Genomic DNA, 12,900 nt, shown 5'->3' with positions numbered 1-12,900 from the left:
AAACAGGCGTATTATTCCGCTCGGTAAGCGACTGGACGCACCTGCGCCCAGCGCTCAACGATGCCATATCGTTATTTTCAAGGGATGAAAAATGAAAGGTAAACTCTCTATCGTATTGATGCTATCTGCCTGCTCTTCCGCCTTGGCAGCCGATCCGGTGCACTGGGGCTACGAAGGCAACGGCGATCCGGCACACTGGGGAAAGCTGTCTCCAGACTTCTCGCTATGTGAAACCGGTAAAAACCAATCTCCCATCAATATCCGCCAGGCTCTGGACGCCCAACACGCCCCTTTACAGTTAGCGTTCCAGTCTGGGACACAGCAAATTATCAACAACGGGCATACCGTTCAGGTTAACGTCAGCCCGGGGAATACGCTGGTTTTGGATAACGAGACATTCACCTTGCAGCAGTTTCACTTTCACGCACCGAGTGAAAATGAAATCGATGGTAAGCAGTTTCCGCTGGAAGGCCATTTTGTCTATAAAGATGCAACTGGCGCGCTCACCGTTATCGCGCTGATGTTTCAGGAAGGAGAAGCCAATCTGCCGCTAGCCACGACATGGCAGCAGATTCCGGCTCAGGTTAATCAGGCAGAGGACGTGCGCACACCAATCGCGATTCAGAGCCTATTGCCGACGTCATTAAACTACTATCGGTTTAGTGGGTCGCTCACCACGCCACCTTGCTCAGAAGGCATTCGCTGGCTCGTGTTGGATCACCCTGTCACCGCCTCTGCTGAACAAATAAACCAGTTCCGCTCGGTCATGCATCACGCCAATAACCGCCCTACACAGCCGCTTAATGGCCGAATCATCATCCATTAAGCCACTTCACAAGGCTGGTCAGACGGTCTGTCGGCCAGCCTCAGGTAAATCAGTACCCTTTTTTGCCACATTAACCAACGCATTTCACTGATAAAGCATTGATAGCCTGCTGTATCTCCACTAAAAATGGCCGCGCTTGCAGATAAAATTCTGTAAACAGATGAATATTTCCCAGAGCAAAAAATCGACATAAAAACATAACTACATGTTAAATATGGATAATATTTTTACACATCCTCACGAAGTGCATTTTCATTGATCGATAGCCGTAAATTGGTCAAAGTTTGGCCTTTCATCTGACGTAAAAAATGCGTAATATACGCGCCCTTGCAGGCACAGTATGGTCAATTTTTGTCTATGCACATTGGACAATTTCAGCTTAGTAATCGCTTGATAGCAGCCCCAATGGCTGGTATTAGCGATCGCCCATTTAGAGCACTCTGTCATGCGATGGGCGCTGGAATGACCGTGTCTGAAATGCTTTCTTCCAACCCGGAAGTGTGGCGTTCAGACAAGTCGCGTTTGCGAATGGTTCATAGCGATGAACCGGGTATCAGAGCCGTGCAAATCGCCGGTTGTGACCCCGATGAGATGGCGGCGGCAGCGAGAATTAACGCTGATTCCGGCGCGCAGATCATTGACATCAATATGGGCTGCCCGGCGAAGAAGGTTAACCGCAAGATGGCAGGATCTGCGTTGTTGCAGTATCCGGATTTGGTCAAACAGATCCTCTCTTCGGTAGTGAAAGCGGTAGACGTACCGGTAACACTGAAGATCCGTACCGGTTGGGCACCAGAGCACCGCAACTGTGTAGAAATTGCCAAACTGGCTGAAGACTGTGGCATTCAGGCGTTAACCATTCACGGACGCACGCGTGCGTGCCTGTTCAATGGTTTCGCCGAATACGACAGCATTCGGGCAGTTAAGCAGGCCGTTTCCATTCCTATCATTGCGAATGGCGACATTACAGACCCGCATAAAGCCAGAGCGGTTCTTGACTACACTGGGGCTGACGCCCTGATGATAGGACGAGCCGCTCAGGGAAGACCCTGGATCTTTCGGGAAATCCAGCATTATCTGGACACAGGGGAGTTGCTGGCACCAATGCCGTTGGCAGAGGTTAAGCGCTTGTTGATCGAGCACATACGGGAATTGCACGACTTTTATGGTCCAGGCAAGGGATTTCGTATCGCTCGTAAGCACGTATCCTGGTATCTCCAGGAGCATGCCCCAAACGACCAGTTTAGGCGCACATTCAACGCCATTGAGGATGCCAGCGAGCAGCTGGAGGCGTTGAAGGCATATTTTGAAAATCTTGCGTAAACAGAAAAAGAGCTGACAGAACTATGTTCGAACAACGCGTGAATTCTGACGTACTGACCGTTTCCACTGTAAACTCTCAGGCTCAGGTAACCCAAAAACCCCTGCGCGACTCGGTTAAACAGGCACTGAAGAACTATTTTGCTCAATTGAACGGTCAGGATGTAAGTGACCTGTATGAGCTGGTACTGGCTGAAGTTGAACAGCCACTGTTGGACATGGTGATGCAATACACCCGCGGTAACCAAACCCGCGCCGCCCTGATGATGGGCATCAACCGCGGTACTCTGCGTAAGAAATTGAAAAAATACGGCATGAACTGATGCTAATCAGTTAAGCATTTGAAAAAAGGCGCTTTACCTTTCTGGTTAAGCGCCTTTTTCTTTGCCGTTGATTAAGGTAACAACGGCCTTAGCGTGGACGCGATGAGCATTGGCGTCTGTGAGATGGGGAATCGGTTGTTAATGACTCATCCCTTCTTATTGATCAACTTCCGGCGCATGAAAGAGTCGGTGCAGATTGTCTAATCGCTCTGCCAACACGAACGTTAAAATCTCTTTCGACTCTGGGTTGTTCAATTCAACAATGGCGTAAGCCAGCGCACGACACTGATCGAGCGCTTCTTCTGGCTCTAACGGCGTGTTATCAAACATGGCGCACCTCCTGAACAGGCAGGCGACCTGCGAAGACCATGACATGACCATCAGGGGAATGTTCCCGCGCCTGACGTTCTGTGGTAGCGATAATATGCACAACACGTTGGGAAGATGTTCCCAAAGCAAGAAAGCGATACTGAAATTCGGGGTGAGTTTGGGTAGACTGGATATCAGCCATAGTGTTAGCTCCAATAACATTGTGGTTAGAGGCTCGTAGGTGTTGGTAGCACCTGCGGGCTTCGCTATTTTTAACCTTGAATCACTCAAGGTGTCAGCCACTATAAAATTAAGTGTCAGCCACGTCAACGCTATTTTTTGTGCTTTATTGTGTATACTGTCTGGCACCAATCAGCATTAGGAATAGTCATGGCAACGAAAGCAGTAAATGCAAAATCAAGAAAGCTTGAGGCGAGAGTTCCGCATGATATTGCTGAAGCAATGGAAAAAGTAAAAGAGCCAGATGAAAGCACAGGGCAATTTATCGTTTCTGCCATGCAAGGTGAGATCAAACGCCGACAGCGCAAACATCCTAAAGATGAATCCTAAGGCTGACTGGTGTTGCATTCTTGTCCTATTTGTGTCATGATTAAGTCGTAGTTTAGTTGTGGCGGTAGGAATATCCCCACGGTAAAAACCCAAATTCCTTGTTTGTTTGTGGCGGTAGGAACATCCCCACGGTAAAAACCCAAATTCCTTGTAAGATAACTACCCTAAAAACCCTGTCTATTTGTCAGGGTTTTTTTGTATCGAAAATCGGATACTTATGGAACTTAGAAAGCTAGATAACACTTTTTATCAGCATAATCCCGTGGTGCATGAAGCACTCGATTTCGACGCCAGATCAAATTCATGGCTCGGTGGCGATAAAATCAGAGGCCATGGAATTGTTCAGATACAGCTGAATGGACTAACTTTCGCCATTCCGGTCAGGTCGCATATCCGCCATGATGACTGTCACATCATTGAGCGCGACACAAGCAGGAACGACGTCAGGGGAATGGGGCTGGACTACTCTAAAGCCATGCTAATAACCGATCCGTCTTACGTTAGCACCGAAGTCTTCCTTCTGAAAAGTAAAAAAGCCGCGAAAGACCTGCTTTCTAAAGAATCGCATATTACCAAACAGTTTTCCAAATATGTGGCTCGTTATGTTGAGGCCGTCAGAAAAAATGATACGAACATACTGCGCCGCGATTACCGCTTTACTACCCTGATAAACTATCATACCGAGCTTGGATTAACAGTACCGTCTACCGAATGAGCCGCAACTGCGGCTTTAATTAATTCTGCCCGTTGATTTCCTTCCCCCAACAGTGCAAACCAGAATTCTATCTAGCCTCGCGTCGCTCCCACGTCCCTGCCGAATATACTGCGTATAGCATTACCTGCAGCTGATTAGCACAAGAGTGTATATAATATATCTCTACCCGATTGCCAAACTCAGCCACTCCAACTAAAAAACACTGTCTGGTTTTTTATCAGCGGCTAACCCAGAATCAAAACACCTCAACCAGCTCAAACTCTTCAAACACCAGCAGCATATCTGGGGCAAAGGTGCCTTCTCGTTCGAAAAACTCCTGATGCACTTGCCGCCAGAAAGCCAGGCTTTTGTCGCCTTCGCCTTCTTTGGCTGCCATCTCAGCGGTGACGTCGCAGTAGCGCACCAGCGTTAACGAGCGCGTCCGAATCACGCAGGAAGGCTGTCCGGCACCGTCCAGCACAATGTTGTAATCACCGACCTGCGGCGTTTGCTCATTTTTGAATGCGTGGTACGAGCTACAGGTTGCCGTTTTATGTCCTTCCAGTACCAGTTGCAGCAGCTCATCCGCCAGCTCGGGGCTATCGCCAAACGACCAGCGCAGCGCGTCTGGGTAGTTTTCCAATCCTTGTTTGCTCATCATCTTCCTCGGTTTATACGGCTATGATTGCTCTCTTTTATTACGCAATCATAGCCTTAAAGCGACCATCAGGTAATATCCACTTCCACCCAGAGCGCGGCATGGTCGGACGCAGCCGTGTCCCATGAGGTGACTTCCGGTAGCGGCGTAACGGGTTCCGCGCCCTCTTTGGCGGCAATCTTGTCGATATTATAAATCCCCCGACGCTCGACGCCCCACTCCACCACCGCCTGATGCAGCGGTGCAGACAAGAAAATGTAGTCCAGTTGGTTTAACCGAGCACCTTTCTTTCCGCCAGCGAAATAGTAGGTGTAGCGCTCTTTTTCCGGGCGTTCAGGGTCGATAATCGGGTGTAAATCCGACAGAGAAAACAGCGGAGCCAAACTGTGCCAGGGGTTTGACGAATCCTCGTTCAAATCGCCGAGAATGACCACGTAGTCCTTCTTGAGATCGTAAGTCTGTTGAACAATCTCCGCCACGCGTTCGGCCTGATCGCGACGCTTCTCCGCCCCACGCAGCCGCTCTTCTTCCGTTTGACCGCTCTGGCTTTTGAAATGGTTACACAGAATATAAATCGGCTGTTTGAGGCCGGCATCCAGCGTGACTTCGAGGCAGTCACGACTAAATACGGGATCAAAACGCTTTCCGGCATCAAAAATATGCGTGCGGAGCTGGGCAATCCGATAGCGCGTCAGGCAGGCGACATCAATACCACGCGGATCGTTCGGGCTGTCGATCATCACGAACTGGCTGAATTTATCGTCCCCCAGCACCTGATTGTTGAAATCACGCAGGACATCCATGTTTTCGACCTCAACCGCGCACAGGATGTCGGCGTTAAGCAGGGTGATAATCTTGCCCGTATTCTTACGCTGTTGACTGCTGAACTCCTGCGCCTTAAAGATGATTTCACCGATCCAATCGCCACGACCCCGGCAGCTTTTATTGATCCTAAATCCAGTGCCGGCGTCCTCTTTTTTCCATCGTCCTAGCGTGCCGGCATCAGTACGGATATCAATATAAGGGCGCAGTGCGATAGAAAGGCGGAACACCTGATCTTTCAGGGCATCGTCATATTGAGGCTGTTCAAGAAGATGCTGAAGCTGCCTGACCTGCTGCAACAAGGTGTCAATCTGCCGGGAATCAGGGAGGTTGAGAATCGCGCTACGGTGGAACAGGTTCTCGACATTATAGCTGGCGATGCGGATCTTCATTGTTGTCTCCTTAACGGATAACGACAGAAGCAATAGTCCTCTTTAGCGTAGCATCCCATTGTGACAGCCGGACCACGCAAAAGGTTTTATCTTTACACCGTTAAACCAGTAAAAACGTGAAAATACGTGATGATAAAACCCACCATATATACTCCAAATAATTCGAGTTTCAGGAAGGCGGCAAGAGAAGGAATCCCGAATCACTTACTCAGGTAAGTGATTCGGGTGAGTGAACGCAGCCAACGCACATGCAACTTGAAGTATTACGAGTATAGAACGGTGATAATAGGTAATTGCCCTGGTGAAGGCGCGTTGCTCAACGACCCTATTATCACCGTTTGTATTCAACAAACCCAATGCGACGATCTGATGTTTCTTATCAAAATCAGGTGGGTATCGGCGCATCGGCCGTGATTAATTTCTGTTCCCTGAGCTCATCCCAAAAGCCTTTGGGAATACTCACCTTCATCGACTGGATATTGGCTTCGACCTGCCCAGGAACACGAGCACCAGGAATAATGGCCGATACGATAGGTGGCGCAGCAGCAAATTGCAGCGCCGCAGTACGAATGTCGATACCGTGCCGATCCGCGATAGTGGCTAAACGAGCCCGCTTCTCAACTACGCCAGGAGGAAGATCATTGCTGAAGTGGTAACGATTTCTCCCCCCCAGAAAACCGTCGTTAAGCGGCGTACCAACCGTCACCGTAATGCCTTTTTTCGCCAAAGCCGGAAACGTTTTAGTCAGTGTTTCCTGATGGTCGATAATACTGTACTGGCAGGCAAGTAAAACAATATCCGGTGTTGGCCCCTTGTCCAATTCAGCCGCCATCACCGCAGCATCACCGCGGTTGATACCGAAACCCCAAGCTTTGATGAGCCCTTCCGAACGCATCTTTTCCAGTTCAACCATCGCACCGTTACGCGCAATCTCAAATGAGGTCGTCCACGGTGTAGGCAATTCTGTATTATCTGGGCTGAGATCGTGGATGTAGACGATATCAATACTGGACAGCCCTAACCGTTGCAGGCTGTCCTCAACAGAGCGTCGGGCACCAGCAGCGGTATAATCATATTTATAAGAAAAGTTAAGTTTGTCCGCCCATAGCGAGTCAGGCAACGGCGTTCGACTGGGATGAAAAATACGTCCCACTTTTGTAGAAACAAGATATTGATCGCGCGGCTTGTCACGCAGGAACCTCCCGAGCCGATGTTCGGAAAGGCCGTGACCGTAGAAAGGTGAAGTATCGTAGTAGCGAACACCGCCGTCCCACGCGGCTTGTAGCGTAGAGTGTGCCTGCTCATCACTGATAGGGGCGAAAATATTGCCAATCTGTGTGCCCCCCATACCGAAGCGGAAAGGTGTCCGATAACGGGTATCCTTCGTTGCAGCGGCATTGAGTGGTAATGCCGTACCTGTAACCCTGCCACGCGTCGGCAACACCGTTCCCTGCACCGTCAGGGGTTGAAAAGCGGAACTAACCCCATTCGCATTATCCGTTTGGGCAAACGCGCGCCCAGTTGCCACAAGGGCGGCACTTCCAGCAGCCAGCTTCAGAAAATTTCTGCGTTCCATACTGAGTACCTCTTCGCCTATATCTATTGATTACGCTATGTTCACTACAGAGAAACGGTGCAAGATCGCTTGTTAACGTAAATCGGGCGCTTCACCCAGTAACGCCGGATCCCAATGCTCTACCGCTTTACCGCCTTTAATACGCCACGTGTCATACCATGTTGTGGTATAGGAACCCCCTGCCGCTTTCGGGTCACGAACGGTGCGCGGATAAAGCACCGTAACCAAATCGCCTTCCGCTACCACGGCAATGATTTTCATATTTAGCCGTTCAGGAAGCGGCTGAGGCTTAACCTTGAGCACCTTGGTAAAGTAATCCACAACCGCGGCACGACCGCTCTGGGCATTCGGGTTATGTTGTAAATACTCAGCAGAAAGGAGTTCATCCGCTTTATCCCAATGCCCCGCGTCAAGCAATTCACGGAGGATGCGGTAAACCACCTGCTTGTTCGCGTTCAGTGTGGGATCGGGGCTGGTAAACAGCGCCTCAGGGTTACGGGAAACGGACGCCGGCGTTTGTGCGTATACGGCACCGATCGTGAGGCTTAATCCCAGCGTTGCCGTCAGAAACAGCGTCTTTATCATAAGAATCACCTTGCTATTGAGTGGTCGGGAATCGTGTACGGTGGTATCAGGAAATAACATTTGAGATAATTACGATGTCGTTAACTTTTTTACAAGTACGCACCAAAAAGTTAGTGTCATATGACTGAATCAGGAGAGAAACATGACGCCAGAATCCTCACCTAGTTTTACCTGTGCTGATGTGATGGCAGAAGCGTGCCCCTCACGAACCATTCTGCGCGATGTGACGAGCCGCTGGGGGGTATTAGTATTGTTGGCACTACGTGAGCGCACCTATCGATTCAGTGAACTACGGCGAACAGTGGGCGGCGTTAGCGAAAAGATGCTGGCGCAAACGTTGCAAACGCTGGAGCATGACGGTTTTGTTTTGCGCGTATCACATCCCGTGATCCCGCCGCATGTCGATTACTCGTTAACGCCAATGGGCAGAGAAGTCAGCAAACTTGTCGAGGGACTGGCTCTATGGATAGAGGGCAACCTCCCCTCCATTTTACATGCCCAAAACACCTCAAATGAGGCGGATAGTCTGTTCACGCAGTAAGGTGAGCAACATCGCCAAAACGACGCAAAGCCACTATATTCACTTCTGATATAAACCATCACACAACGTGATTTATAAACAGGTGTTTTGTCGCGTAGATTCGTTATTAATAAAAGTTATAAGCGCATCACTGCACACTACTCACAGGAATTCATAATGAAAAAAATACGTTTTGCTTTACTGACCAGCGCCCTGCTTGCTACCAGCGTATTCGCTCATGCCGATGACCTTAGCGCCATCAAGTCCGCAGGGATTATCAAGATCGGCACAGAAGGCACCTACGCGCCTTACACCTATCATGATAAATCCGGCCAGTTGGTTGGCTTTGATGTGGATATTGGCCGTGCAGTGGCGGAAAAACTTGGCGTGAAAGCCCAGTTCATTGAAGGACGCTGGGACGGGTTAATCGCCGGTATTGATGCCAAGCGCTACGATGCGGTCATCAATCAGGTTGGTGTAACCAAAGAGCGTCAGGCTAAGTATGATTTCTCCAAGCCTTATATTGATTCCAAGGCGGTGCTGGTTGTCCGTGGCGATAACACCACCCTCAAAGATTTCAGCGATCTGAAAGGCAAAAAATCTGCCCAGAGCCTGACCAGTAATTACTCTAAGCAAGCCACCAGCTATGGTGCGGAAATTGTACCAACGGATGGTTTTAACCAGTCGCTGGATCTGGTTCTCAGCGGCCGTGCCGATGCCACATTGAACGATAATCTGTCATTCCTGGATTTCAAAAAGCAGAAGCCGGATGCCAACGTGAAGATTGCGGCAACCTCAAAAGACGGTGAGCCTTCTGCGATTCTGGTACGTAAAAATCAGGCTCCGTTGGTGGAGGCATTGAATAAAGCTCTGGATGAAATTAAAGCAGACGGCACCTATAAAACGATATCTGTGCGATACTTCGGGGAGGATGTTTCTCAATAATCGCACTGTTATCAGCGCATACCGTTATCGGAGCTCGTTTTCATGCCGCCTTGGCTACAACTCATGGCAGACTCCTTTTGGAGTCTGCTTTCTGCGGGACTTAAATTCACTGTCCCTCTGGCGATTCTGTCTTTCATATTTGGCTTAGCCCTCGGTATTCTCATCGCGCTGGTTCGCCTTTATGGCCCAAAGCCGTTGAAATGGCTGGGGGATTTCTACGTTTGGGTTATCCGTGGCACGCCATTACTGGTGCAGCTTTTCCTGATTTTTTATGGGCTGCCCAGCGCGGGGATTACTCTGGATGCCTTTCCTGCCGCACTCATTGGTTTCACTATCAGCGTGGGTGCTTATAGCTCGGAGATCGTGCGCGGAGCCATCTTGTCTGTCCCGAAAGGTCAATGGAATGCTGCCTATTCTCTCGGTATGAATGGCAAGCAGGCGATTCGCTGGGTCATCTTCCCTCAATCCGTTTTTGTGTCGCTACCGCCGCTCTCCAATACGTTTATTTCCTTAATCAAGGATACGTCGTTGGCCGCCGTGATCACCGTGCCAGAGATGTTTTTATCCGCCCAACGCATCGTTTCTGTTACCTATGAACCCTTGATTCTGTACGTCGAGGCGGCGCTGATTTACCTGATGTTCAGCACCGTGCTAAGCCAGCTACAGGTTAAGCTCGAAAAGTATTATCAGCGCCACATCACACACTAACATTCACGCCATCAACCCACGCCACCGCTGGGCTGATGGCACTCCCCCCCACTTAACACTCAGCCTTACTCACTGTTCTCCACAACGCGCAGAGTGGCTGAAGGCATCTCGCGCTCTCCATTTTGACGCACCAAAAAAGGGCACATTGCCCGCTTTGCATTTATCACGGTGCGTTCATACCTATTTAGAATTACCTACTTAGATCAGCAACCCTTCATTTTCGTCTTGATTATCAATCAAATAGAAAATTGGCATTTTATTTGCTTTGCTCTGCTCACGTCGGCATCCCGACAGACAGGTAGGGTGCACCTCATTGTGCACCGCAACACAACGGTGTACTGCAACAACAGCAGATAACTCTAGACGCTAGGATGATTATGAAAAGAATAGTGATTTCTACTCTGGTTGCTGGCGCGTCACTCTTTGCCGCCATCAATCAAGCCCATGCGGGCGCAACGCTGGACGCCATTCAGAAGAAAGGATTTGTGCAATGCGGTATCAGTGATGGTTTGCCCGGCTTTTCCTATGCAGACGCCAGCGGCAAATACTCCGGCATTGATGTTGATGTGTGCCGCGGCCTTGCAGCCGCCGTATTCGGCGACGCCAATAAAGTTAAATACACGCCGCTGACGGCAAAAGAACGCTTCACTGCGCTGCAATCCGGCGAGGTTGATGTGCTATCACGTAACACCACCTGGACGTCTTCCCGTGATGGCGGCATGGGCATGCTCTTTACTGGCGTGACCTACTACGACGGCATTGGCTTCCTGACACACAACAAAGCGGGCTTAACCAGCGCCAAAGAGCTGGACGGCGCAACCGTCTGTATTCAGGCCGGCACCGATACCGAGCTGAACGTCGCTGACTACTTCAAGACCCATAAAATGCAGTACACCCCTGTCACGTTCGACCGCTCTGATGAAAGCGCCAAAGCGCTGGAGTCTGGCCGCTGCGATACGCTGGCATCAGACCAGTCACAGCTGTACGCACTGCGTATCAAGCTGAGCAAACCTGCGGAATTCATCGTTCTGCCAGAAGTGATTTCCAAAGAGCCGCTGGGCCCAGTGGTACGCCGTGGCGATGAAGAGTGGTTCTCGATTGTACGCTGGACGCTGTTCGCCATGCTGAACGCGGAAGAGATGGGCGTGACCTCGAAAAACGTCGATCAACTAGCAGCAAAACCAACCACGCCAGATATGTCTCACTTGCTGGGTCATGAAGGCAGCTACGGTAAAGATCTCAAATTACCGAACGATTGGGCATTCAAAATCATCAAACAAGTCGGCAACTACGGCGAAGTCTTTGAACGTAATGTCGGCATGGGCAGCGAACTGAAAATTAAACGCGGCCTGAACGAACTGTGGAACAAAGGCGGGATTCAGTACGCGCCAACGGTACGTTAATTATCAGAAAACCCTGGGCGTAGTGGATCGCTGCGCCCTTCAGTAGCCCCGTTTCGAGGTTCAAGCATGCTACAACGCCCAACCGTAAAAGGTGATTTATCACTGACTAATCCAGCGGTGCGCGCCTGGCTGTATCAAGTTGTCGTTGTTATCGCTGTATTGGCTGTCGCAGCCTACCTGTTGCACAACACCGTGACCAATCTGGCACAAAGGGGCATTACCTCTGGCTTCGATTTCCTGAATAAAAGCGCTGGCTTTGGCATCGTCCAGCACCTGATTGACTATCAACAAGGTGACACCTACGCCCGCGTTTTTCTTGTTGGGCTATTCAACACGCTTCTGGTTTCAGCGTTGTGTATCGTGTTTGCGTCGATTCTCGGCTTCACAGTTGGTCTGGCCCGATTATCCGACAACTGGTTACTGCGAAAAATATCTAACATTTACATTGAGATATTCCGTAACATTCCGCCGCTATTGCAGATCTTTTTTTGGTATTTTGCTGTACTACGAAATCTGCCGGGACCGCGTCAGTCAATCAGCGCGTTTGATGTCGCCTTTCTCAGCAATCGTGGCTTCTATCTGCCCTCCCCTGAATTGGAATCAGGTGCAGCGGCATTTTTTCTTTCTCTCATTATTACGTTGGTCGTGACATGGGGTGTTTTCCGGCGTAACCAACGCTATCACGCGTTAACCGGCCAGCCACGCAGAACCTGGCCGCTGGCGCTAGGCCTGCTGCTTGGGCTGTGTGCACTCAGCCATCTGATTTTTGGTGCAGCCTTTCACTGGGACATGCCGGAATTAAAAGGCTTTAATTTCCGCGGTGGTATGGTACTGATCCCTGAACTGGCGGCATTGACCGTCGCTCTGTCGGTCTACACCTCATCGTTTATCGCCGAGATCATTCGTTCAGGCATCCAATCGGTTTCCCACGGTCAACACGAGGCGGCACGTTCTCTCGGCTTACCGAATCCCGTGACGCTGCGTAAAGTCATACTCCCACAGGCGCTACGCGTCATCATTCCGCCACTGACCAGCCAGTATCTGAATATTGTGAAGAACTCTTCGCTGGCTGCCGCGATTGGTTATCCCGATATGGTGTCGCTGTTCGCAGGAACGGTGCTGAATCAGACCGGTCAGGCTATTGAAACCATCGCCATTACCATGTCGGTTTACCTCATTATCAGCCTACTGATCTCGCTGCTGATGAATCTGTATAACCGCAAAATCGCGTTAGTCGAACGCTAAGAGG

At 50.1% G+C, this 12,900-nt stretch carries 16 protein-coding genes; 10 read left to right on the top strand and 6 right to left on the bottom strand.

Features of this window, described 5'->3' with window-relative positions:
• Window positions 1–91: 91 nt before the first annotated feature.
• The 3 genes from DMB82_RS01200 (at window position 92) to fis (ending at window position 2,469) form a co-directional block, all read left to right on the top strand.
• The gene (locus tag DMB82_RS01200) at window positions 92–826 is read left to right on the top strand and encodes a carbonic anhydrase (protein WP_116163847.1); all 735 of its coding nucleotides are present in this window, start codon (window positions 92–94) and stop codon (window positions 824–826) included.
• 357 nt (window positions 827–1,183) lie between these two features.
• Window positions 1,184–2,149 (top strand): tRNA dihydrouridine synthase DusB, encoded by a 966-nt coding sequence (gene dusB, locus DMB82_RS01195; RefSeq protein WP_010681537.1) that lies wholly within the window; start codon window positions 1,184–1,186, stop codon window positions 2,147–2,149.
• A gap of 23 nt (window positions 2,150–2,172) precedes the next feature.
• Window positions 2,173–2,469 (top strand): DNA-binding transcriptional regulator Fis, encoded by a 297-nt coding sequence (gene fis / locus DMB82_RS01190; RefSeq protein WP_005975342.1) that lies wholly within the window; start codon window positions 2,173–2,175, stop codon window positions 2,467–2,469.
• 156 nt (window positions 2,470–2,625) lie between these two features.
• On the opposite strand, the gene DMB82_RS01185 is transcribed toward fis, so the two are convergent.
• Both DMB82_RS01185 and DMB82_RS01180 read right to left on the bottom strand, forming a co-directional pair.
• The gene (locus tag DMB82_RS01185; RefSeq protein ID WP_164498005.1) at window positions 2,626–2,799 is read right to left on the bottom strand and encodes a hypothetical protein; all 174 of its coding nucleotides are present in this window, start codon (window positions 2,797–2,799) and stop codon (window positions 2,626–2,628) included.
• On the bottom strand, window positions 2,792–2,980 hold the full coding sequence (locus tag DMB82_RS01180) for a host cell division inhibitor Icd-like protein (protein ID WP_116163845.1): 189 nt from the start codon (window positions 2,978–2,980) through the stop codon (window positions 2,792–2,794). The genes DMB82_RS01185 and DMB82_RS01180 overlap by 8 nt, the downstream gene beginning before the upstream one ends.
• A 188-nt stretch (window positions 2,981–3,168) precedes the next feature.
• On the opposite strand from DMB82_RS01180, the gene DMB82_RS01175 reads away from it, so the two are divergent.
• Both DMB82_RS01175 and tenpIN read left to right on the top strand, forming a co-directional pair.
• On the top strand, window positions 3,169–3,348 hold the full coding sequence (locus DMB82_RS01175) for a YlcI/YnfO family protein (RefSeq protein WP_100017740.1): 180 nt from the start codon (window positions 3,169–3,171) through the stop codon (window positions 3,346–3,348).
• A 217-nt stretch (window positions 3,349–3,565) separates the two neighbouring features.
• Window positions 3,566–4,063, top strand: coding sequence for a type III toxin-antitoxin system TenpIN family toxin (gene tenpIN, locus DMB82_RS01170; RefSeq protein WP_167469167.1), 498 nt, complete (start codon window positions 3,566–3,568; stop codon window positions 4,061–4,063).
• Between the two features lie 235 nt (window positions 4,064–4,298).
• On the opposite strand, the gene DMB82_RS01165 is transcribed toward tenpIN, so the two are convergent.
• The 4 genes from DMB82_RS01165 to DMB82_RS01150 form a co-directional block, all read right to left on the bottom strand.
• A complete protein-coding gene (locus tag DMB82_RS01165; RefSeq protein WP_116163843.1) occupies window positions 4,299–4,700 on the bottom strand; it encodes an ASCH domain-containing protein in 402 nt (133 codons plus the stop codon).
• Between the two features lie 68 nt (window positions 4,701–4,768).
• Window positions 4,769–5,914 (bottom strand): endonuclease/exonuclease/phosphatase family protein, encoded by a 1,146-nt coding sequence (locus DMB82_RS01160; protein WP_116163841.1) that lies wholly within the window; start codon window positions 5,912–5,914, stop codon window positions 4,769–4,771.
• A gap of 385 nt (window positions 5,915–6,299) precedes the next feature.
• On the bottom strand, window positions 6,300–7,490 hold the full coding sequence (locus DMB82_RS01155) for an aldo/keto reductase (protein ID WP_167469166.1): 1,191 nt from the start codon (window positions 7,488–7,490) through the stop codon (window positions 6,300–6,302).
• 72 nt (window positions 7,491–7,562) lie between these two features.
• Entirely contained in the window at window positions 7,563–8,075 is a 513-nt protein-coding gene (locus DMB82_RS01150; protein ID WP_189338705.1) for a nuclear transport factor 2 family protein, read from the bottom strand.
• A gap of 142 nt (window positions 8,076–8,217) precedes the next feature.
• Between DMB82_RS01150 and DMB82_RS01145 the strand changes: the two genes are divergently transcribed.
• From DMB82_RS01145 to DMB82_RS01125, 5 genes are all read left to right on the top strand, one after another.
• On the top strand, window positions 8,218–8,616 hold the full coding sequence (locus tag DMB82_RS01145) for a winged helix-turn-helix transcriptional regulator (protein ID WP_102119396.1): 399 nt from the start codon (window positions 8,218–8,220) through the stop codon (window positions 8,614–8,616).
• A gap of 156 nt (window positions 8,617–8,772) precedes the next feature.
• On the top strand, window positions 8,773–9,540 hold the full coding sequence (locus DMB82_RS01140) for an amino acid ABC transporter substrate-binding protein (RefSeq protein ID WP_116156348.1): 768 nt from the start codon (window positions 8,773–8,775) through the stop codon (window positions 9,538–9,540).
• Between the two features lie 42 nt (window positions 9,541–9,582).
• Window positions 9,583–10,248, top strand: coding sequence for an amino acid ABC transporter permease (locus DMB82_RS01135; protein ID WP_102119398.1), 666 nt, complete (start codon window positions 9,583–9,585; stop codon window positions 10,246–10,248).
• A gap of 377 nt (window positions 10,249–10,625) precedes the next feature.
• Entirely contained in the window at window positions 10,626–11,651 is a 1,026-nt protein-coding gene (locus DMB82_RS01130; RefSeq protein WP_102119399.1) for an amino acid ABC transporter substrate-binding protein, read from the top strand.
• A gap of 66 nt (window positions 11,652–11,717) precedes the next feature.
• The gene (locus DMB82_RS01125) at window positions 11,718–12,896 is read left to right on the top strand and encodes an amino acid ABC transporter permease (RefSeq protein ID WP_102119400.1); all 1,179 of its coding nucleotides are present in this window, start codon (window positions 11,718–11,720) and stop codon (window positions 12,894–12,896) included.
• The last annotated feature ends 4 nt before the right edge of the window (window positions 12,897–12,900 follow it).

Origin of the sequence: Pectobacterium aquaticum, assembly GCF_003382565.3 — a bacterium.
GTDB lineage: Bacteria > Pseudomonadota > Gammaproteobacteria > Enterobacterales > Enterobacteriaceae > Pectobacterium > Pectobacterium aquaticum.
This window is presented reverse-complemented; position numbering and strand designations above follow the sequence as displayed.